Consider the following 20,342-nt stretch of genomic DNA (forward strand, 5'->3'; position numbering starts at 1 on the left):
CTCCCCCGCCCCCGCCGGACGGCACGAAGATCACAGTGACAGAGCGGGCGGCCTCCGCGCGAACGAATTGACCGTCACCGCCAGGGGCCTGTCACCGGGTGGAGAACGCGTGCACGGTCGTCGTCCGGTAGGTCCGGCCGGGGCGCAGCACGGTGGAGGGGAAGGACGGCTGGTTCGGCGAGTCGGGAAAGTGCTGGGTTTCCAGGCAGAAGGCATCGCCCTGTCGGTAGAGGCGGCCGGAGGTTCCGGTGAGGGTGCCGTCGAGGAAGTTTCCGGTGTAGAGCTGCGTGCCGGGTTCGGTGGTGTACATCTTCATGACCCGGCCGGATTCGGGGTGGGTGACGGTGAGCGCGTACTCCGGCCGGGGCGTGAGCCCTTTGTCCAGTACGTAGTTGTGGTCGATTCCCTGCGCGATCACGGTCTGCCCGTGCGGTGTGCGGGCCTGTGGGCCGATGCTTCTGGCGCGGCGGAAGTCGAAGGGGGTGCGGGCCACGGGGGCGAGTTCGCCGGTCGGGATGAGCGTGGAGCCGACCGGCGTGTACCGGGCGGCAGCCATTTCCAGCAGATGGCCGTCGATCGAGCCGTTTCCCTCCCCCGCCAGGTTGAAGTAGGTGTGGCTGGTGAGGTTGACGACGGTCGCCCGGTCCGTGGTGGCCTCGTAGTCGATGCGCCAGGCGCCGCGCGGGGTGAGGGTGTAGGTGACCCGGACGGCCAGGGTGCCGGGGTAGCCGGCCTCGCCGTCCGGGCTGGTCCGGGTGAGGACCAGGCCTGTGTCCGCGCCCCGGGTGAACGGCTGGACGTCCCAGATCCGCTTGTCGAAGCCCCGGTCTCCGCCGTGCAGGCTGTTCGGGCCGTCGTTGACGGGGAGTTGGTGGGTGGTGCCGTCGAGGGTGAACCGGCCGTCGGCGATGCGGTTGCCGTAGCGGCCGATCAGTCCGCCGAAGTAGGGCGACTTGGTGACGTAGTCGTCGAGGTTGTCGAAGCCGAGGGCGACGTTGACGGCCCTTCCGTGACGGTCGGCGGTCTCCAGGGAGTGGATGACGCCGCCGTAGGAGAGGACCTTGAGCGTGGTTCCGCCGTTGCTCAGCGTCCAGCGGTGCACCGCCGTGCCGTCGGCGAGCCGGCCGAAGAGCTCCTTGACCGGTGTGCCGCCCGGTACGCCGCGACGGCCTTCGGCCGCGCGGGCGGTTCCCGCGGCGGTGGCCGTGATGCCTGCGGCGGCCGCTGCCGTCAGCACGGTGCGCCTGGTGGTGCTGGGCATGGGTGACTCCTTGACGGGGAGGGAGTTACGAGCCGACCTTGCGTTTGTTGTACACGTCGAAGCCGACGGCGGCGAGCAGCACCAGCCCCTTGATGACCTGCTGGTAGTCGGTGCCGATCCCCACGAGCGACATGCCGTTGTTGAGTACCCCGAGCACGAGCCCGCCGATGATGGCTCCGAGGACGGTGCCGACTCCGCCGCTCATGGAGGCTCCGCCGATGAAGGCGGCGGCGATGGCCTCCAGCTCGAAGTTGGTTCCGGCCTGCGGTACGCCGGCGTTGAGGCGGGCCGCGTAGACAATGCCCGCGAGTGCCGCCAGTACGCCCATGTTGACGAAGACGAGGAAGGTGACGCGCTGGTCCTTGACGCCGGAGAGCTTCGCCGCGGCGCGGTTGCCGCCGAGCGCGTACACATGACGGCCGATGATCGCGTTGCGCATGATGTATCCGAAACCGATCAGCAGCACGGCGAGCAGCAGCAGGACGACGGGGACACCCCGGTAGCTGGCCAGGGTCATGGTGAAGGCGAGTACGGCCGCGGCCATGGCCACGCACTTGGTGAGGAAGATGTTCCTGGGCAGTACGTCGAGTTCGTAGCGCTGCTGGCGGCGGCGGTCGCGGACCTCCTGGAGGAGGGCGAAGGCCAGCAGCGCGCAGCCCATGAGAAGGGTCAGGTTGTGGTAGTTGGTCTCGGGCCCGATCTCCGGGAGGTATCCGGTGGAGATCTTCTGGAAGCCCTCGGGGAACGGGCCGAGCGAGCGGCTGCCGAGGAGGATCTGCGTACCGCCGCGGAAGAGCAGCATTCCGGCGAGTGTGACGATGAACGAGGGGATGCCGACGTAGGCGATCCAGAACCCCTGCCAGGCACCGGCGATCGCTCCGACGGCCAGTGAGAGCACGAGCGCGAGGACCCAGGGTATGTCGTGCTCGACCATCATGACCGCGGCGGCCGCCGAGACGAAGGCGGCCAGTGAGCCGACGGAGAGGTCGATGTGCCCGGCGATGATGACGATCATCATCCCGATGGCGAGAACCAGGATGTAGCTGTTCTGGAGGACGAGGTTGGTGACGTTGTTCGGCTTGAGGAGGACTCCGTCGGTCCATATCTCGAAGAGAACGACGATCAGCCCGAGGGCGATGAGCATCCCGTACTGGCGCATGTTGCGGCGGGCCGCGTCCAGCAGGAGGCTTCCGGTCGTCGGGGGCGCGGCCAGGGCTTCCTTGCCCGGGCGCTGCGCGGTGTCGGTGGGGGCCTGGGGCATTCCTGCTACCTCTTGTCGCTGGTCATATGGCGCATGAGGACCTCCTGGGTGGCCTGCGCGCGCGGGACTTCGCCGGTGAGCCGGCCGGCGGCCATGGTGTAGATGCGGTCGCACATTCCGAGCAGCTCGGGAAGTTCGGAGGAGATGAGCACGACGGCCTTGCCCTGGGCAGCCAGCCGGTCGATGACGGAGTAGATCTCGTACTTCGCCCCGACGTCGATACCGCGGGTCGGCTCGTCGAGGATGAGGACGTCGGGACCGGCGAAGATCCATTTGCCGAGGACGACCTTCTGCTGGTTGCCGCCGGAGAGACGGCTCACCTGCTCGAAGACCGTGGGGGTCTTGATGTTCATCGAGGTGCGGTACGACTCGGCGACACGGGTCTCCTCGTGCTCGTCGACGATCCCGTGCCGCGACACCTTGCCCAGGGCGCCGAGGCTGATGTTGCGGCCGATGGTGTCGATGAGGTTGAGGCCGTACTGTTTGCGGTCCTCGGTGACGTAGGCGATCTTGTGGCGGACCGCTTCGGAGACGCTTCGGGTCCGGATCTCCTTGCCGTCCTTGAGGACCGTGCCGCTGATGTTGCGGCCGTAGCTGCGGCCGAAGACGCTCATGGCGAGTTCGGTCCGGCCGGCGCCCATGAGCCCGGCGATGCCGACGATCTCACCGCGCCGGGCCTGCACGGAGACGCGGTCGACGACCTTGCGGTGCTGGTCGATCGGGTGGTGGACGGTCCAGTCCCGGATCTCCAGGGCCGGGTGTGCTCCGGGGGCGCCCTCGTAGGGGGTTCGTTCGGGGAAGCGGTGATCGAGGTCGCGGCCGACCATGCCTCGGATGATGCGGTCCTCGGTGGTCGATCCGGCGCCCACGTCAAGGGTTTCGACCGTGCGGCCGTCGCGCAGGACGGTGACGGAGTCGGCGACCGCCGTGATCTCGCCGAGCTTGTGCGAGATGATGATCGAAGAGATGCCCTGGCCCTTGAGCTCCTTGATGAGCGCGAGAAGTTTGGCACTGTCCTCGTCGTTGAGGGCGGCGGTCGGCTCGTCGAGGATGAGCAGTTCGACCTTCTTGGAGAGCGCCTTGGCGATCTCGACGAGCTGCTGCTTCCCGACGCCGATGTCCGCGACCCTGGTCTGCGGGTGCTCCCGAAGACCGACCCGGTCGAGGAGGACGGCCGCGTGGCGCAACGTCTCGTTCCAGCTGATGAAGCCGCGGGTGGCGTGTTCGTTGCCGAGGAAGATGTTCTCGGCGATGGAGAGGTACGGCACCAGGGCGAGTTCCTGGTGAATGATCACGATGCCGCGTGCCTCGCTGGCCCGGATGTCCTTGAACGCACAGCTCTCGCCCCTGAACCGGATCTCGCCGTCGTAGCTGCCGTGCGGATGCACTCCGCTGAGGACCTTCATCAGGGTCGACTTGCCGGCACCGTTCTCCCCGCAGATGGCGTGCACCTCGCCCTGGGCCACGGTCAGGGAGACGTCGGAGAGCGCCTTCACACCGGGGAACGTCTTGACGATGGACCGCATCTCCAGGACGGGTACGCCGCCGGCCGCCGGGGCCGTCGGGACCTTCATCGGAGGTCGCTCTCCTTGATGTAGCCGGAATCGACCAGCTCGGCGCGGTAGTTGGCCTTGTCGACGCTCACCGGGTCGAGCAGGAACGACGGGACGACCTTCTTCTCGTTGTTGTACGTCGTGGTGTCGTTGACCTCGGGCTTCTTGTCGTTCAGTACGGCATCGGCCATCTGGACCGCCTGCTTGGCGAGGGCCCGGGTGTCCTTGTAGACGGTCTGTGTCTGCTGCCCCGCGATGATCGACTTCACGGACGCGACCTCGGCGTCCTGGCCGGTGACAACGGGGTACGGCTTGGATCCGGTGCCGTATCCGTCCGATTTCAGGGCGGAGATGATACCGATCGAGATGCCGTCGTACGGGGAGAGCACAGCATCGACGCCGGCGGATGAGTAGGCGCTGGTGAGCAGGTCGTCCATGCGCTTCTGGGCGGTTCCGCCGTCCCAGCGGAGCGTGGTGATCTGGTCCAGCTTCGTCTGCTTGCTGCGGACGACCAGCTGCTTCTTGTCGATGTACGGCTTGAGCGTCTTCCAGGCGCCCTGGAAGAAGTAGCGCGTGTTGTTGTCGTCGGGCGACCCGGCGAACAGCTCGATGTTGAACGGCCCCTTCTCGGCACCGGACTTCAGCCCGAGCTTGTCGAGGATGTAGCCGGCCTGGAGCTCGCCGACCTTCTCGTTGTCGAAGGATGCGTAGTAGTCGACGTCCGGGCTGCCGAGGATGAGCCGGTCGTACGAGATGACCCTGATGCCCTGCTGCCCCGCCTGGTGCAGCACATCGCTGAGGGCGCGGCCGTCGATGGCGGCGACCACGAGGACATCCACCCCCTTGGTGATCATGTTCTCGATCTGGGAGACCTGCTGGTCGACGTCGTCCTCGCCGTACTGCAGGTCCGTCTTGTATCCGAGCTTCTCGAACTCGGCGGCCATGTTCTTGCCGTCGGCGATCCAGCGCTCCGACGACTTGGTCGGCATGGCGATCCCGATCGTGGAACTCTTGCCGCCCGTCTTCTTTTCCTTGCTGCCGCCTTCGCTGCTCTGCCCGCAGGCGGCGAGGGTCACGGAGAGCGCGAGAGCGGTGAGGACCGTTGCGGTCCGGGCGACGCGCGGGGCGGACGCGGTTCGTGAGGTGCGCATGGTCGGTCCTCCGGGTACGAGGGGAGCGGCTGGGCGGACGGCGCTGCCCTCATCGATGGTTCGGTATCTCGGACATAGTTCGGTGTGCGCGACAGGTGGCAACATTCGAAGGCCCGCCACCTGAGGACATTCCCTTGCACGACAAGGCAGTTGAGCCTCGTCGTTCGAAATTTCGTCATGCGTTCGAAATGTGGGCGTGACGGTAGTGAGAGAGCGGGGGAACTGTCAATGGCGCACGCAGGCTCGGCAGGCAACTCGCGGCCTGGCAGGAGGCATTCGGCCGCCGCGCTCGCGATACGGAGTCAACCGCCTCAAGGGACACCGCGCTGTTGCCGAGAGGCGCAGCGGACGCACAATCCGCTACGAGGTGACCGTCGGGATGCGCCGTCCTTCGGAGTTCATGACTCACCTGCCGGTCTGTTCAGCGAGACAGCCGCCCTCGTCCTCATGGAGCGGCTTTCCTCGCGACCGCGGGGCACGACAGGTCTCGTCCAGAGCGGCGGAGGAATCCGGGACTGACCATCGACGTACGCGCCCAGGCACGCACGTACGCGCACGGAACCGACCGACACCGCGGACCGCCGTCAACGGCTGAGCCGCCGCAACCGGGCCCGGTCAGCCGGCCTGGCCGATCGCACTGCGGAGCATCGCCACCGTAGTGGCCGCCGCGGCGCGTTCCGCCTCGTCACTTGTAGCGCGCACCCGCTCCTCCAGCAGCACGACGGCCGCCTGGAGCACACCCACTCGGACCGGAACGCTCTGCATGGCCGTCAGCACGGCCGCCGCCTGTTCGGCGGGCGTCGCCGTCGCGGCCTGAGGGATCAGGGTGGAGATTCCGCGCCCGAGCGCACGGTCACGAGGCGGCTGAGCCGCGGCAGTGGTCACCGAGGAAGTCTGCCGCACCTGGGGCACGGAATGCGTCAGCGACCTGGCCGCTGTTCCCCGGATCCGCCCTGGAGATGATGGTGAACGCGCGCCAACAGAGCAGCGAGCTGGGCACGTTCGCGCGCGTTCAACGGTGCCAGGACATCCTCCTGCACGGCCTTCGCGTCGGCCTGGAGCCTGTCGAGCAGCGCACGGCCCGCCGGGGCGGCGGTGACGGTCACGCGTCGCCGGTCGGTCACGTCGCGTGCCCGCACCACCAGGTCGGCCGCACCCAGATCGTCGACGAGCCTCACCATGTCGCTGCGGTCGATGGCCAGTCGCTCTGCCAGCTGCCGTTGTGCGTGGGGGCCGAAATCCACCAGCGCGGCCAGCACCGCCATGTGCCGGAGGCGCAGGCCACGGTCGGCCAGCCGCTCGGCGATCCGGCTCCGCGCCGCCTTGCCCGTCCTGGACATGAGGTAGGTGGTGGATCCCAGGAGAGTGGGCGGCGTCTCGTTCTTGTTCACATGTATATCGTAGGCACACACCCATGGTGGGTGCCCACCCATCAATGCGAGGTGGGCGTCACGCCGCAGCGCCGCTCATGTCGAACACGAGGCGGCCCGACACCGCACCCTTGAGAACCGCGTCGATCGAGGCGTTGATGTCCGCCAGGTCCCGGCTCTCACGCACCACACGGGTACGGCCGAGGCGGTGCAGCCGGAACACCTCGGTCAGGTCCTGCCGGGTACCGACGATCGAACCGACGATCTTTGTGCCGTTCAGGACGGTGTCGAAGACCGGGATCTCCAGCTTTCCCTCCGCCGGAAGGGCCACCAGAACGAGCGTGCCACCCCTCCGCAGCGCACCGTATGCGGCCGCGAACGACTCATTGCTCACGGCCAGCGAGATCGCAGCGTCGGCCCCGCCCAGGCGGCGAGTCTCCTCGGCAACGTCCTGGACGCGTGCGTCGATCACATGGTCGGCGCCCAACTCCTTGGCGAGGGCCAGCTTCTCGTCCGTCACGTCGACGGCGATGGTCTCCGCGCCGAAGATCCGCGCGTACTGCAGAGCGAGATGCCCCAGGCCGCCGATCCCGGAGATGAGGGCCCGGGTCCCGGGCCGCGCCCCGGAGAGCTTGACTGCCTTGTACGTGGTGACACCCGCACACGTCAGGGGCGCCGCGTCGAGCGGGTCGATGCCGTCGGGCACGGGCACGACGTACGTGCCGTGGGCAAGGGCGTACTCGGCATGGCTGCCGTCGACCGAGTAGCCGCTGTTCTGCTGCGCCAGGCAGAGCGTCTCCCACCCTGAGACACAGTGGTCACAGTGTCCGCACGCTTCACCGAGCCACGGGATGGCCACCCGGTCCCCCACCGCGAGATGGCTGACCTGGTCCCCTGTCGCCTCGACGATCCCGATGCCCTCGTGGCCGGGGACGAACGGCGGACTCGGTTTGACAGGCCAGTCCCCCTGGGCCGCGTGGATATCCGTATGGCACAGCCCGGAGGCCTCCATGCGAACCAGGACCTGAGGTCCGGCCGGCGTGGGTACCGGCCTGTCCTCGACGACCAGGGGCTCGTTGAAGCTGCGGACGACGGCGGCTCTCATGGGCACTCCTCCACTTCGATGCGCTCCTCCGGCCGGCTCGGTTCGCGCAGCCCGATTCACACAAGCCTCGAAACAGAGTATTTCGATTGTCTGATTCTCGCTCTTTTTCTCCTGCCCAGCCAGTCACTTCCCCCGCGCCCACGCGCGCATGGCCGCCCGCGAGGAGAAGGCCGCGACGTCCTTGTCGAGCGGCTGGTCGGTGTACTGGTGAATGCGCCAGGATGCCTTGATACGCGGCTTTCCCGCGCTGACGTAGTCGGCGATCCAGAGGCCGTCCCCGGCGTACGACGTGGTGTCGTGGTGCAGCCAGAAGTACCGGTTGCAGTAGAGCAGGACCTTGTGGTGCGGCCGCAGTCGTTTGACCTCGCGGATGAACCGGTCCTTCTCCGCATTGCTCGGACGGGTGCCCTCCCCGTTCTGCTCCCAGTCGACGGCCAGCAGCTCGCCCGACTTTTCCGGCGCCTTGCTCAGGAAGTACTCCGCCTGCGCCGTGATGTTCCCGGGCCACAGGAAATGGTAGAACCCGACCACGCATTCCGCGTCCCGAGCCCGCTTCGTCTGCGATGTCAGACGTGGATTGACATACGAGCGGCCTTCCGTGGCCTTGATGAAGACGAAATCAAGGCCGTCCGTGCCAAAGGACGACTGATACGCGCTGACGTCGACACCGTGCAGCATGGGCACCGCCTTACGAAGGGTCGGAGAGATTCCGCTTCCTGCTCTCTTACGTTCCCTCAGCCGGTGGGTCCCATCCTTCCGAACGGCGGAAAAACCTTTCGCCCTCGCGCGGAATAGCTTCCGGGAGAGATGAGTTGGAGAACCGGCGAGACATGTTGCACGTACCGCTTGCATGATCGGAAGGTCGTATCCATGAAGATCGGCATCATCGGGGCAGGAAACATCGGTGGCAACCTCACCCGGCGCCTCACCGCGCTCGGCCACGAGGTGTCCGTCGCCAACTCGCGCGGCCCTGAGACACTGACCGCCCTGGCGGAGGAAACCGGCGCCACCGCGGCCACCGCCGCCGAGGCCGCGAACGGCGCCCAGGTCGTGGTCGTCACCGTTCCGCTCAAGGCCGTGCCCGCTCTGCCCGCCGGATTCCTCGACGGTGCCGCGGAGGGCTTCGCCGTGATCGATACGGGGAACTACTACCCCCGCGAGCGCGACGGCCGGATCGCCGCGATCGAGGACGGCCAGCCGGAGAGCCTGTGGACACAGGATCAGATCGGCCACCCCGTCATCAAGGCCTTCAATGGAACGTACGCGCAGGACATCCTCGCCAACGGCCTGCCCAAAGGCGCGGATGCCCGGCAGGCACTGCCGGTGGCCGGGGACGACGTGGCCGCCAAGCAGACGGTCCGTGAACTGATCGACGAACTGGGCTTCGACACGGTGGACGCCGGCGGGCTCGCCGATTCGTGGCGGCAGCAGCCGGGCACGCCGGTCTACGGCAATCGGGGTGATGCAGCGGCGATCGAGAAGGCCCTCGCCGCGGCTTCCGCCGAGCGGACCGCCGAGTGGCGCGCCTGACGGCTGGCTCGGGGCCGTGCGGCAGTAGCGAGCTCCTGCCGCACGGCCCCGAGCCAGCCGTCAGGACGCAGACCGCAGACGAACTGCCGAACACCGGGGCAGAACCGCCCACATGCCCGATCAGCGCCGCGATGTCGTCGATCTCAAGCAGCACCGTGCAGAGGGCACTATCACCACTGGCGCCCCGGCTGCGGCGGTCACAGTGGACGACGAGGAAGTGCGGAGAGGCCGACGAGCTTCTTGGTGTCGGGGCGGTCGGCCGGTGCCGAGGACACCAGGATGGCCATGGGCCCGCTGCCGGACCGCTGACACGCGATCGGGGTGCCGTCGCTCGAGGCAACCGCCGACGGGGGTCGGTTCCTGGTACAGAGTGGGCCTCGGAGGCAAATCACCATCACCACACTTCAACCGCAAGACAAAGAACGGGCTAAAGGGCCGTCCCGCAATTCCTGGCGGTACAGCCATCAGGCCGGTTCCTCCTCACGAGGCGGCAGACTGTCCATGAACGAACTCACCGAGAACACCGCGCGCCCCGGGCCGGGCGGTCCGTAGCCGGGAGGCGAGCTGAGTCCGTACTCCTCCATTGTCGAGCGGTAGGCGTCCAGCAGTCGGATGTGGTACTCCAGCGGCGCACCGTCCGGATTGGTCTTGCCCAGCGGTGTTGTCGGTTCGGGGCACCAGGTGGTGAAGCGCGGGGTGATGCCGTGCGACATGAAGAACCGGAGCCCTTCGGTGGTGGAGTCGATCGCCTCCTTCACCGTGGTGAAACCGAACGGCTCGGCCATCTCCACACCTGCGACGAAGTTGGGAATGACGTTGCGCGCGCCGAAGACGTCGGCGGAGTCCAGGATGCGGCGGTGCCATTCGTCACGACCGACGTAGCGCTCCTTGCCCGGGCAGTAGAGCTCGAACAGTCGGCGGTCCCACACCTCGTAGTTGGGGTGGTAGATCTGCACGCCGTAGTCGTGGAAACGCTGGACGTCGGACTTGGGCAGAGCCTGGGCGACGACCTTGCCGATCCAGCGGCCGGGGAAGCGTTCCTCGATGGCCTTGGCGTACTGGCCGTAGAAGTCGGCCTCGTCGCGTCCGCCGATGTGAGAGGTGATGGCGCCGCCGGTGAGGGTGTAGGCCGTGGAGGTCTTCGCCGTGTCGTAGCGGTCGATGATGGCCAGTGCCTCCAGGACCTCCTCGACGGGCTTCACTCCGGTGTACGGACGTCCCGCGGCCTTGTGCTGGCGCCAGTTGTGGTTGATGTCGCAGTACTGGCACTCCTCCTTCGCGCCGAAGTACTGGCAGACGCGGAAGACCGTGAGGTAGACCAGGTATCCCCACTGGATGGTGGGCGCGACCTCCATGACCGACTTGCCGTTGCCGAGGGTGTGGCGGTAGTAGTCCGGCATGGGCGGCAGCCCGACGTCGGAGATCCGTCGGCCGTCGAGATGGAGGCCGAGCACGCCTTCGGCGTCGGCCGCCACACGGTAGGGGGACGCCGGGTTGACCCGCACGGACACAACGGTGCGCCGCAGTTCGTACGGACCGCCGGTGAGGACGATCTCCTCGGGCGGCCGACGCAACGCGGCCGCGCCGAGCTCGGGGAGGGTGCCGTGGTCGAAGGAGAAGATGAAGTACGACTTCGGCTTGACGTCACCGTCCTCGTTGTCGCTGAGCGCGGACTCGTCGAAGGCCACACCGCCGCGCAGCAGGTCCTCCTTGATGACGGCCTCCCGCGGTACGTGCGGGAACTGCTCCATGAGCCGCTCGATCAGACGGGTGCGGCTCGTGTCGGTGCTGCCGGGGTCAGTACGGCTGGGCATGTGCGGGCTCCTGGGTCCGGTCGTCGAGGGTGTTTCGGATACGCCGTTCCGTCCAACGAACCAGAGGGACGAAGCGTTCGCGCTTCGGTCCGCCGGAACGGCCGGATCCTGCCGTCCGACCATATGTGACCGGTGAGTAAGGTGTGGGGCCCGGGAGCCCGTCGGCCGTGCGGCCGTTCCGACGCCCCGGTGGTAGCCGCAGTCGGCCGCGGATCGGAAGTGCCTCATGGCCCGCACGATGTCCGTGTCCGGCAGCATCGTTGTTCGCGCCGCTCCCTCGTTTGTCTACGACCGGTTGAGTGACCCGACGGCGATGGGGCGCTGGAGTCCGGAGAACAGAGGCGCGAAGGTGCTCGGGGAGCGCCGGGGCGCGTACGTCGGGATGGTCTTCGAGGGCCGGAACAGGCGCGGAGCCATGCGCTGGACGACCCGGTGCACGGTGACGGCGGCCGACCCCGGTGAGCGGTTCGCCTTCCGTGTCCACGCCATCGGCGCCCGGCGTCCGCTGCTGCCGGGGTCCATCGCCACCTGGGAGTACCGCTTCGAGGCCGTGGAGGGCGGCACCAGGGTCACCGAGATCTGGACCGACGACCGCCGCGCCTGGCCGGACTTCCTGGCCAACGCCTTCGACCGCGCGGCAACCCGGGGGCACACCTTCGGCGAGTTCCAGCGCGGCAACATCCGCACCACGCTTGAGCGCCTGAAGGAGGCGCTGGAGACCTCGTCGGCCGACGAGGCCCCTCAGACATGACGTGATGGCGGCCCGTCACTTCTCCCAGTGCGCCGGGCGGCTGAGCGAGGGAGGGAGCCGGGTGGTGTCACTGCCCCTTGCGGCGTTGAGCTGGGACTGCGTCAGGAAGAGGGCGCCGGTCAGGTCGGCGCCGGACAGGTCGGCGTCGCGGAAGTCGGCGCCGATGAGATCGGCCAGCCGGAGATCGGCGCCGGAGAGGTCCGCAGCGATGAGACAGGCGCCGCGAAGATCGGCGCCCCGGAGATCCGCTCCCCCGAGGCGTGCGGCGATGAGGTCCGCACCACGGTGGCTGCGCTTCTTCTTGCGGGGCGCGGTGGCGCGCACGAGTTCGCTGGTACGTGCCAGCAGCGCGGCAACCTCGTCCCGGTGCGCTGCCACGTCCAGGCCGGCGAAGGCATCGGCGTCGAGGCGGGTGAGACGTTCGGTCTCTTCCAGGGTGCGCCGGATCTCGCCGTGGAGGGAGCGGGCGGCTGCCAGGGACACCGCCTCCGTGAGGTACCAGAGGAGTTCGTGGAGCTGTCGCACGACCGGGAAGACCTGGAACATCCGCTGGGCGCTCTCGGGGGCGGTACGCCAGTCCTGTCCGCCGAAGATCTCAACCGACACCTTCTGGCCCGCGCCGAAGCAGTCGTACACGGTGCATCCGGCGAAGCCTTCGCTGCGCAGCCTGGTGTGGATGCCGCAGCGGAAGTCCTCCTGGAGGTTGCGGCAGGGCTTGCCGGCGTCCTTGTTGATGGCGAAGTCCGCGGACCGGGTGAGGGTCAGTGCGACGCAGCACAGTCCGAAGCAGTTCCCGCAGTCGGCGCGCAGAGCCGGGCGGGCTGTGCCATCCGCGCCACTCATGCGTTCCGCGCCGTCGGTGCCGGGGACTCGTTCGTTGTCTGGCACGGTACGTGGGGTCCTTTTGGGTGTACGTGGTCCATGAGTGGTCGAGCCTACCGATGTCCGGTGTTGCGCCCGGCCACAAGGTGCCGCTTCGGACGGCCGATCCGGCGGCCCGCCTCCTCGGACCGGGACCGCCCCCGCCGTCCGGTGAACGGCGGACCATAATGATGGGTAATACATCTTTTGGGAGGTGGCCACCATCGTGGCGAACGCACCGGTCGACAGCATTCCGGCCCAACGGGTCCTGACCGATCCGGCGGGCCTGGCCCGGTACCAGCACGACGAGGCCGAGTGGGCGCCGTACGGCACTCCGCTGGCCGTGGTGCGCCCGCAGAACACCGAAGAGGTGCGGGACGTGGTGCGCCACTGCGTCACCCATCGCATTCCGCTGGTTCCGCGCGGCGCCGGCACGGGTCTGTCCGGGGGCGCGAACGCAGTCGACGGGGCGATCGTCCTGTCCTTCGAGGACATGAACCGCGTCGTCACCATCGACCGCGCGGAGCGGCTGGCCGTCGTCCAGCCGGGTGTGGTCAACGACGATCTGCGTGCGGCGAGCGCTGAGCACGGACTGTGGTACCCGCCGGATCCGGCGAGTTCGCCCTGGTCCACCATCGGCGGGAACGTCGCGACCAACGCCGGGGGCATGTGCTGCGTCAAGTACGGCGTGACACGCGACTACGTCCTGGGGCTGGAGGTCGTCAACGGACTCGGCGAAGTCGTCTCGCTCGGGCGCAGGACCGCCAAGGGCGTGGCGGGATACGACCTGGCGGGGCTGATGGTGGGTTCCGAGGGCACGCTCGGGGTGATTACGGAGATCACGGTGCGGCTGCGGCCGGCGCGGCTCCAGGAGCGGACCGTGGCGGGATACTTCTCCTCCGTGGTCGCCGCCGGTGAGGCGGTGAGCGCCGTGACCGCGTCGGGCGTCATCCCCTCGGCCCTCGAACTCGTCGACCGTCACTGTCTGGCCGCGGTCGACGCCTGGAAGAAGATGGGCCTCTCCGCGGACGCCGACGTGGTCCTGCTCGGCCGTGTCGACACACCGGGCGCCGAGGGGGACGCCGAGGCCGAACTCGTCCGTGACTGCTTCGAGCGTGCGGGTGCCACCTGGGCCGCGGTCTCCACGGACCAGCAGGAGGCGGACGCGCTGTTCCAGGCCAGGCGGCTGGCCTATCCCGCGCTGGAGCGGCTCGGCCCGGTGCTGACCGAGGACGTCTGTGTGCCGCGGACCGCGGTGCCGGAGATGCTGGCCCGGATCGAGCGGACGGCTGCCCGGCACGACATTCTCGTCGCCAACATCGCGCACGCGGGAGACGGCAATCTCCATCCCCTGATCATCACACCGCCGGGGGACGAAGCCGCGCGCGCCCGCGCCCAGCTCGCCTTCGAGGACATCCTGGACGACGCGATCGCGCTCGGCGGCACGGTCACCGGTGAACACGGGGTGGGGCTGCTGAAGATGCGCGGCATGAACAGGGAACTGGGCCCGGCGGTGCTCGGCATGCATCACGCGGTGAAGACGGCACTCGATCCCCACGGCATCCTCAACCCGGGCAAGGTGCTCGGGGGCGCGTGACCCGGTTGTCAGTGGGGCGGCGCACACTGGCACTCGGGCGGCACGGCGAAGGGGAGTCGGATGAGCACCGAGGAAGAGACCGGTTTCGAACCGGCCACCGGGGACGGTCCCCCGTTCCCGGTGCCGTCCGAGCGGAGGGCCGCCTCGGTGCGTACCGCCTTCGCGGGACTGCTCCAGATCCGGCACCTCACGAACACGGGGCACCCGGAGCCGGAGTCGGTGCCGGCGGAATGGGAACTGCACAGTCCGGTAAGGGCCGTTGCCCTTGCCCTGGAGGCTTCGGGGCCGGCCGCCTCGGCCGTCGACGCGTCGGGCCTGCGTACGGCGACGGGTTTCCGGGTGACCGCGGGAGACTCGCCCGGCACCGCACGGGTGGAGTGGCTCGGTCCGCCGGGCAGCGGGGCGGCGCAGGCGGAGGAGGGTGAGCTGACCCGCTGCGCGGCGGTTCTGCGGGAGTTGGGCTGGACCGCCCTGATGTACCGCGGGCCGCGCCGGCGCCGGTTCCTGGAGGTGGAGCCGCCGGCGGGTACGGCTCGGCCGGACAGCCGATAGGAAACGCGCTCCAGCCGTCGCCGAGGACCTGTTGTCAGACCCATGAGGGATGCTTGTGGGTCCGACACCTCTGACCGGGAGATGCTGAGATGCGCAATGACGAACTCGCCGCGGCGCAGGCGTACGTCCGCTTACTGGAGGCGACGCGGGCGGCGCTCTCCGATCCGGACCAGGCCCCGCTGTACATGCCGTTGCTCGCCTCACCGATCGAGGAAGCGGACGGCGCGCTGCGTCGCGCGGGCCTCTCCGGCAATGAGTCGCGCTTCTTCGACCTCGTCCGCTCACTGAGGCCCAGCATGTCGGGCAGTGGGCACTGAACCGTGCCGTCCGCAGGACTGCCGCACGGCAGGCGGCCGGGCCCCCACGGCTGTCATCTGCTCCCCGGGCCGCGTGCGATGGCTGCCCACCGGCTTCCGGACGGCCGTTCACCGCGTCCGACGGGCCCGGCCACCCCGGATTTCCGGGCTGGCCGGGCCCGTCTTCGGCCGTGACGCCCCGATCCGTGGTGAATTGATTCAACCTGCCTCCAACCCAGATGAACACCCTCTGACGGCTTGACTAGCGAGCGTCGCCATACCTAGCGTACGCATGGATGAAACGATTCACTTCATTCTGACGATCACGGTCGTCAGGTAACTCTGCTCACGAGGTGTTCATGTCTGATGTGTCGGCCGTCAAGGCAGCCCTGAAGTCTCAGGTGATCGAGACCCCGTCGTGGGGATACGGCAATTCGGGGACCCGTTTCAAAGTGTTCGCGCAGCCCGGGGTGCCGCGCGACCCGTTCGAGAAGATGGAGGACGCGGCGCAGGTCCACACGTTCACCGGCGTCGCCCCGAAGGTGTCGTTGCACATTCCCTGGGACAAGGTCGCGGACTACGCCGCGCTCACCCGCCACGCCGAGGGCCTCGGGCTGCGGATCGGTGCCATCAACTCCAATGTCTTCCAGGACGACGACTTCAAGCTCGGCTCGGTCACCCATCCCGATGCGGCGGTGCGGCGCAAGGCGACCGACCATCTGCTGGAGTGCGTCGACATCATGGACGCGACGGGGTCGCCCGATCTCAAGCTGTGGTTCTCCGACGGTACGAACTATCCGGGGCAGGACGACATCGTTGCCCGTCAGGACCGGCTGGCCGAGGCCCTGGCGGAGGTGTACGAACGGCTCGGCGACGACCAGCGGATGCTGCTGGAGTACAAGCTCTTCGAACCGGCCTTCTACACCACGGATGTGCCCGACTGGGGCACGGCGTACGCGCACTGCCTCAAGCTCGGCCCGAAGGCGCAGGTGGTCGTGGACACCGGGCACCACGCCCCCGGAACGAACATCGAGTTCATCGTCGCCCTGCTGCTCCGGGAAGGACGGCTCGGCGCGTTCGACTTCAACTCCCGCTTCTATGCGGACGACGATCTGATGGTCGGGGCCGCCGACCCGTTCCAGCTCTTCAGGATCATGCACGAGGTCGTCAAGAACGGTGGTCTCCGCTCCGGTGCCAACGTCAATTTCATGCTCGACCAGTGCCACAACATCGAGGCGAAGATCCCCGCGGTGATCCGGTCGGTCGCCAATGTCCAGGAGGCGACGGCCAAGGCCCTGCTGGTCGACGGGGACGCTCTCGTCGCCGCGCAGACGTCCGGCGATGTGCTCGCGTCGAACGCCGTGCTGATGGACGCCTACAACACCGATGTGCGGCCGCTGCTGGCCGATGTGCGGGAGGAACAGGGGCTGGCTCGCGACCCGTTCGCCGCCTACCTCGCTTCCGGCAATCAGGAGCGCATCGCCGCAGCCCGGGTGGGGGGTACCCAGGCCGGCTGGGGCGCCTGACTCCGGTCGCGCCCGTACACCGCCGCCCGTCGGCCACACCCCGACGGCCCCGTCTCCGTACTGTTCCGTCCCGTCCCGAAGGAATTGCCATGACGTCCCCGACGCACGCCGAAGTCGCCGCGCTCCTGGAGCGCGCGCACCGGATCGGATCCGACCCCCGCAACACCAACTACGCAGGTGGCAACACCTCGGTGAAGGCCGCGGGCGCCGACCCCGTCACCGGCGGCGAAACCGTACTTCTCTGGGTCAAGGGTTCCGGAGGTGACCTCGGCACCTTGAAGGAGGAGGGCCTCGCGGTGCTGCGCCTGGACCGGGTCCGTGCCCTCAAGGACGTGTATCCGGGAGTGGAGCACGAGGACGAGATGGTGGCCGCCTTCGACTACTGCCTGCATGGCAAGGGCGGCGCGGCGCCGTCGATCGACACCGCCATGCACGCCCTGGTCGAGGCTGCGCACGTCGACCATCTGCATCCGGATTCGGGAATCGCCCTGGCGTGCGCGGCCGACGGGGAGAAACTGACCGCCGAGTGCTTCGGCGACAAGGTGGCCTGGGTGGGCTGGCGCCGGCCGGGCTTCCAGCTCGGGCTGGACATCGCCGCGGTGAAGGAGGCCAACCCGCAGGCGGTCGGCGTCGTCCTGGGCGGCCACGGGATCACGGCCTGGGGCGGGACATCGGACGAGTGCGAGCGCAACGCCCTGTGGATGATCCGCACGGCCGAGAGCTTCCTGCAGGAGCGCGGACGGCCCGAGCCGTTCGGTGACGTGCTGCCCGGCCGTACGCCTCTGTCCGCCCAGGAACGCCGCGAGCGGGCGGCCGCGCTCGCCCCGGTGATCCGCGGCCTGGCGTCCACCGACCATCCCATGGTCGGTCACTTCACCGACACCGAACCGGTGCTGGACTTTCTCTCCCGCGCCGAACACCCGCGGCTCGCGGCACTGGGCACCTCGTGCCCGGACCATTTCCTCCGTACGAAGGTCAGCCCGCTGGTGCTCGACCTTCCGGCGGACGCACCGGTCGCCGACGTCGTGGAGCGGCTGAGGACGCTGCACGGCGAGTACCGCGAGGCGTATCGCGCGTACTACGAGCGGCACGCCGTCGCCGGCTCCCCAGCCATGCGCGGCGCGGATCCGGCGATCGTGCTGGTCCCCGGAGTCGGGATGTTCTCCTTCGGCAAGGACAAGCAGACCGCGCGCGTCGCCGGGGAGTTCTACCTCAACGCCATCAATGTGATGCGCGGCGCCGAGGCCGTCTCCGCCTATGCGCCGATCGAGGAGTCCGAGAAGTTCCGGATCGAGTACTGGGAACTGGAGGAGGCCAAGCTCCGCCGGATGCCGAGGGCGAAGCCGCTGGCCACCCGGGTCGCCCTGGTGACCGGGGCCGGTTCGGGGATCGGGCGCGCCATCGCGTACCGGCTGGTGGCCGAGGGTGCCTGTGTCGTCGTGGCGGACCTGAACGCCGAGAACGCGGCCGAGGTCGCGCAGGACCTCGGCGGACCGGACCGGGCCGTGGCCGTCACCGTCGATGTCACGAGCGAGGAACAGATCGCGGAGGCCTTCCGGGCCGCCGTGCTCGCCTTCGGCGGTGTGGACCTCGTCGTGAACAACGCGGGAATCTCCATCTCGAAGCCTCTGCTGGAGACCACGGCGCGTGACTGGGATCTGCAGCACGACATCATGGCGCGCGGCTCGTTCCTCGTGGCGCGCGAGGCCGCACGGGTCATGCAGGCGCAGAACCTCGGCGGCGACATCATCTACATCGCTTCCAAGAACGCGGTGTTCGCCGGCCCCAACAACATCGCCTACTCGGCCACCAAGGCCGACCAGGCCCATCAGGTGCGGCTGCTGGCCGCCGAGCTCGGCGGCCTCGGCATCCGTGTCAACGGCGTCAACCCGGACGGGGTGGTGCGGGGTTCGGGAATCTTCGCCGCGGGCTGGGGCGCCCAGCGGGCGGCGACGTACGGAATCGAGGAGGAGAAGCTCGGTGAGTTCTACGCCCAGCGGACCCTACTCAAGCGCGAGGTGTTGCCCGAGCACGTCGCCAATGCCGTCTTCGCTCTGACGGGCGGCGACCTCACCCACACGACCGGTCTGCACATTCCGGTCGACGCCGGTGTGGCAGCGGCGTTCCTGCGATGACCCGGACACGATCCCCATGGCTGTGAACCCCATCGACACCATGTCCGGCGCCTCCCTCTTCGCCGCCGTGGACCTCGGCGCGACCAGTGGCAGGGTGATCACCGGCCGGGTCGGGCCCGGAAGGCTCGAACTGACCGAGGCGCACCGGTTCGTCAACACACCGGTTCGCCTGCCGGACGGCCTGCGCTGGGACGTGCTTGCCCTGTACCAGGGAATGCTGGACGGGCTGCGGGCTGCCGGGCGCTCGGGTCCGGTCGCCTCCGTCGGCGTCGACACCTGGGCGGTGGACTACGGTCTGCTCGATGCCGACGGAGCGCTGCTGGGGCTGCCGTTCCACTACCGGGACGGGCGCAACGGCCGGGCCTCGGAGCGGCTGCCCGACGGCTGCGGTATGCGGGAGCTGTACGCGGTCAGCGGCTTGCAGCACCTGCCGTTCAACACGGTCTTCCAGCTTCTCGCGCACCGGACAGCTGCCCAGTGGGAGGCGGCCCGGACGCTGCTGCTGATGCCGGATCTGCTGGTGCACTGGCTCACCGGATCGGTGGGCGCGGAGATCACGAACGCATCGACGACCGGACTGTTCGACGCACGCGGCGGCGACTGGTCGGATGAGCTGATCGAGCGCCTGGGTCTGGAGCGTTCGCTCTTCCCCCCGCTGCGTGAGCCGGGCGATCCGGCGGGGACGCTGCTGCCGCACGTCGCCGAGTACACCGGTCTGCCGGGCGGTACTCCGGTGACGACGGTCGCCTCGCACGACACGGCGTCGGCGGTCGCGGCCGTCCCGGCGACGGAAGCGGATTTCGCCTACATCTCGTGCGGCACCTGGTCGCTGGCCGGGCTGGAGCTGGATGCTCCGGTGCTGTCCGAGGAATCCCGGGCGGCGAACTTCACCAATGAACGCGGTGTGGACGGCACCGTCCGCTACCTCCGCAACATCATGGGCATGTGGCTGCTGGAGGAGTGCCGCAGGGGGTGGGACCGCGCGGGCGTGCCCCTCGGTCTGGCGGATCTGCTCGCCGAAGCGGCCGCGTCGGAGCCGTTCGCCGCCGTGATCGACCCGGACGACGCGTCGTTCCTCGCACCGGGCGACATGCCGGCCCGGATCGACGCGTATCTGCTGCGGACGGGGCAGGCCCCGCCTCGGAGGCCTGGCGGGTACGTGCGCTGTGTGCTGGAGAGTCTGGCGCTGGCGCACCGCAGGACGTTGCGCAGGGCGGCCGAACTCTCGGGGCGCGACCCGGTACGGATCCATCTGGTCGGCGGCGGTTCACGCAACGAGTTGCTGTGCCAGTGGACGGCCGACGCGAGCGGACTTCCGGTGACGGCGGGCCCCGCGGAGGCGACGGCGCTCGGCAACATCCTGCTGCAAGCCCGCGCCCACGAGCTGGTGAGCGACCTCACGGATCTGCGGCGGCTGGTCGCCCGTACCCAGGAACTGCGGCATTACGCGCCGCAGGGAAATCAGCGCGCCTGGGACCGCGCTGAAGCCCGGCTCGGGCGCTGAGGCCCGGGCGCTGAACCTGCGCGTGGGCGACGGGGCGGCGCCCCGGCCGGAGGGGAGAGAGGTCCGGCCGTGTCC

General features: G+C 68.8%; 18 protein-coding genes. 8 read left to right on the forward strand and 10 right to left on the reverse strand.

Annotated features, from left to right (window positions below; all coding sequences use genetic code 11):
* Positions 1-91: 91 nt before the first annotated feature.
* From ACZ4LX_RS04780 to ACZ4LX_RS04815, 8 genes are all read right to left on the reverse strand, one after another.
* Positions 92-1,261, reverse strand: a complete 1,170-nt coding sequence (locus ACZ4LX_RS04780; RefSeq protein WP_467639825.1) for an aldose epimerase family protein — start codon at positions 1,259-1,261, stop codon at positions 92-94.
* 25 nt (positions 1,262-1,286) lie between these two features.
* Positions 1,287-2,522 (reverse strand): multiple monosaccharide ABC transporter permease, encoded by a 1,236-nt coding sequence (gene mmsB / locus ACZ4LX_RS04785; RefSeq protein ID WP_467639822.1) that lies wholly within the window; start codon positions 2,520-2,522, stop codon positions 1,287-1,289.
* Positions 2,523-2,527: 5 nt separating this feature from the next.
* The gene (gene mmsA, locus ACZ4LX_RS04790) at positions 2,528-4,096 is read right to left on the reverse strand and encodes a multiple monosaccharide ABC transporter ATP-binding protein (RefSeq protein WP_467639819.1); all 1,569 of its coding nucleotides are present in this window, start codon (positions 4,094-4,096) and stop codon (positions 2,528-2,530) included.
* Complete coding sequence (chvE, locus tag ACZ4LX_RS04795) at positions 4,093-5,226, reverse strand: multiple monosaccharide ABC transporter substrate-binding protein (RefSeq protein WP_467639816.1); 1,134 nt, start codon at positions 5,224-5,226, stop codon at positions 4,093-4,095. The genes mmsA and chvE overlap by 4 nt, the downstream gene beginning before the upstream one ends.
* 615 nt (positions 5,227-5,841) lie before the next feature.
* Positions 5,842-6,111: a hypothetical protein gene (locus ACZ4LX_RS04800; RefSeq protein WP_467639813.1), complete on the reverse strand. Its 270-nt coding sequence runs from the start codon at positions 6,109-6,111 to the stop codon at positions 5,842-5,844.
* Between the two features lie 35 nt (positions 6,112-6,146).
* Positions 6,147-6,617, reverse strand: a complete 471-nt coding sequence (locus tag ACZ4LX_RS04805) for a MarR family winged helix-turn-helix transcriptional regulator (protein WP_467639810.1) — start codon at positions 6,615-6,617, stop codon at positions 6,147-6,149.
* A gap of 58 nt (positions 6,618-6,675) precedes the next feature.
* Positions 6,676-7,701, reverse strand: coding sequence for an alcohol dehydrogenase AdhP (gene adhP, locus ACZ4LX_RS04810; RefSeq protein WP_467639807.1), 1,026 nt, complete (start codon positions 7,699-7,701; stop codon positions 6,676-6,678).
* A 123-nt stretch (positions 7,702-7,824) separates the two neighbouring features.
* Complete coding sequence (locus ACZ4LX_RS04815; RefSeq protein WP_467639804.1) at positions 7,825-8,379, reverse strand: GH25 family lysozyme; 555 nt, start codon at positions 8,377-8,379, stop codon at positions 7,825-7,827.
* A 129-nt stretch (positions 8,380-8,508) separates the two neighbouring features.
* On the opposite strand from ACZ4LX_RS04815, the gene ACZ4LX_RS04820 reads away from it, so the two are divergent.
* The gene (locus ACZ4LX_RS04820) at positions 8,509-9,231 is read left to right on the forward strand and encodes an NADPH-dependent F420 reductase (RefSeq protein ID WP_467639802.1); all 723 of its coding nucleotides are present in this window, start codon (positions 8,509-8,511) and stop codon (positions 9,229-9,231) included.
* 464 nt (positions 9,232-9,695) lie between these two features.
* Here ACZ4LX_RS04820 and ACZ4LX_RS04825 read toward each other — a convergent pair whose 3' ends face one another.
* Positions 9,696-11,045, reverse strand: coding sequence for a radical SAM protein (locus ACZ4LX_RS04825; RefSeq protein WP_467639800.1), 1,350 nt, complete (start codon positions 11,043-11,045; stop codon positions 9,696-9,698).
* 226 nt (positions 11,046-11,271) lie between these two features.
* On the opposite strand from ACZ4LX_RS04825, the gene ACZ4LX_RS04830 reads away from it, so the two are divergent.
* Entirely contained in the window at positions 11,272-11,796 is a 525-nt protein-coding gene (locus ACZ4LX_RS04830) for an SRPBCC family protein (protein ID WP_467639798.1), read from the forward strand.
* A gap of 15 nt (positions 11,797-11,811) precedes the next feature.
* Here the strand turns inward: ACZ4LX_RS04830 and ACZ4LX_RS04835 are convergent, their stop codons facing one another.
* Entirely contained in the window at positions 11,812-12,639 is an 828-nt protein-coding gene (locus ACZ4LX_RS04835; RefSeq protein WP_467639922.1) for a pentapeptide repeat-containing protein, read from the reverse strand.
* A gap of 244 nt (positions 12,640-12,883) precedes the next feature.
* Here ACZ4LX_RS04835 and ACZ4LX_RS04840 point away from each other — a divergent pair, with 244 nt between their 5' ends.
* The 6 genes from ACZ4LX_RS04840 to ACZ4LX_RS04865 all read left to right on the forward strand — a co-directional run bounded on the left by ACZ4LX_RS04840 (position 12,884) and on the right by ACZ4LX_RS04865 (position 20,267).
* On the forward strand, positions 12,884-14,254 hold the full coding sequence (locus ACZ4LX_RS04840) for an FAD-binding oxidoreductase (protein WP_467639795.1): 1,371 nt from the start codon (positions 12,884-12,886) through the stop codon (positions 14,252-14,254).
* A gap of 60 nt (positions 14,255-14,314) precedes the next feature.
* On the forward strand, positions 14,315-14,806 hold the full coding sequence (locus ACZ4LX_RS04845; RefSeq protein WP_467639793.1) for a hypothetical protein: 492 nt from the start codon (positions 14,315-14,317) through the stop codon (positions 14,804-14,806).
* Between the two features lie 89 nt (positions 14,807-14,895).
* The gene (locus ACZ4LX_RS04850) at positions 14,896-15,123 is read left to right on the forward strand and encodes a hypothetical protein (RefSeq protein WP_467639791.1); all 228 of its coding nucleotides are present in this window, start codon (positions 14,896-14,898) and stop codon (positions 15,121-15,123) included.
* A gap of 338 nt (positions 15,124-15,461) precedes the next feature.
* Positions 15,462-16,628 (forward strand): L-rhamnose isomerase, encoded by a 1,167-nt coding sequence (gene rhaI, locus ACZ4LX_RS04855; RefSeq protein WP_467639788.1) that lies wholly within the window; start codon positions 15,462-15,464, stop codon positions 16,626-16,628.
* Positions 16,629-16,717: 89 nt separating this feature from the next.
* Entirely contained in the window at positions 16,718-18,763 is a 2,046-nt protein-coding gene (locus ACZ4LX_RS04860) for a bifunctional aldolase/short-chain dehydrogenase (RefSeq protein WP_467639786.1), read from the forward strand.
* Positions 18,764-18,779: 16 nt separating this feature from the next.
* Entirely contained in the window at positions 18,780-20,267 is a 1,488-nt protein-coding gene (locus ACZ4LX_RS04865; RefSeq protein WP_467639784.1) for a rhamnulokinase, read from the forward strand.
* Positions 20,268-20,342 lie beyond the last annotated feature (75 nt).

It is taken from the genome of Streptomyces sp. NPDC026062 (assembly GCF_055568375.1).

Bases quoted from the DNA above. Each gene is read 5' to 3' on its own strand.
- ACZ4LX_RS04780 (WP_467639825.1), bottom strand. From the start codon at position 1,261: ATGCCCAGCACCACCAGGCGCACCGTGCTGACGGCAGCGGCCGCCGCA.
- mmsB (WP_467639822.1), bottom strand. From the start codon at position 2,522: ATGCCCCAGGCCCCCACCGACACCGCGCAGCGCCCGGGCAAGGAAGCC.
- mmsA (WP_467639819.1), bottom strand. From the start codon at position 4,096: ATGAAGGTCCCGACGGCCCCGGCGGCCGGCGGCGTACCCGTCCTGGAG.
- chvE (WP_467639816.1), bottom strand. From the start codon at position 5,226: ATGCGCACCTCACGAACCGCGTCCGCCCCGCGCGTCGCCCGGACCGCA.
- adhP (WP_467639807.1), bottom strand. From the start codon at position 7,701: ATGAGAGCCGCCGTCGTCCGCAGCTTCAACGAGCCCCTGGTCGTCGAG.
- ACZ4LX_RS04815 (WP_467639804.1), bottom strand. From the start codon at position 8,379: ATGCTGCACGGTGTCGACGTCAGCGCGTATCAGTCGTCCTTTGGCACG.
- ACZ4LX_RS04820 (WP_467639802.1), top strand. From the start codon at position 8,509: ATGAGTTGGAGAACCGGCGAGACATGTTGCACGTACCGCTTGCATGAT.
- ACZ4LX_RS04825 (WP_467639800.1), bottom strand. From the start codon at position 11,045: ATGCCCAGCCGTACTGACCCCGGCAGCACCGACACGAGCCGCACCCGT.
- ACZ4LX_RS04830 (WP_467639798.1), top strand. From the start codon at position 11,272: ATGGCCCGCACGATGTCCGTGTCCGGCAGCATCGTTGTTCGCGCCGCT.
- ACZ4LX_RS04835 (WP_467639922.1), bottom strand. From the start codon at position 12,639: ATGAGTGGCGCGGATGGCACAGCCCGCCCGGCTCTGCGCGCCGACTGC.
- ACZ4LX_RS04845 (WP_467639793.1), top strand. From the start codon at position 14,315: ATGAGCACCGAGGAAGAGACCGGTTTCGAACCGGCCACCGGGGACGGT.
- ACZ4LX_RS04850 (WP_467639791.1), top strand. From the start codon at position 14,896: ATGCGCAATGACGAACTCGCCGCGGCGCAGGCGTACGTCCGCTTACTG.
- rhaI (WP_467639788.1), top strand. From the start codon at position 15,462: ATGTCTGATGTGTCGGCCGTCAAGGCAGCCCTGAAGTCTCAGGTGATC.
- ACZ4LX_RS04860 (WP_467639786.1), top strand. From the start codon at position 16,718: ATGACGTCCCCGACGCACGCCGAAGTCGCCGCGCTCCTGGAGCGCGCG.
- ACZ4LX_RS04865 (WP_467639784.1), top strand. From the start codon at position 18,780: ATGGCTGTGAACCCCATCGACACCATGTCCGGCGCCTCCCTCTTCGCC.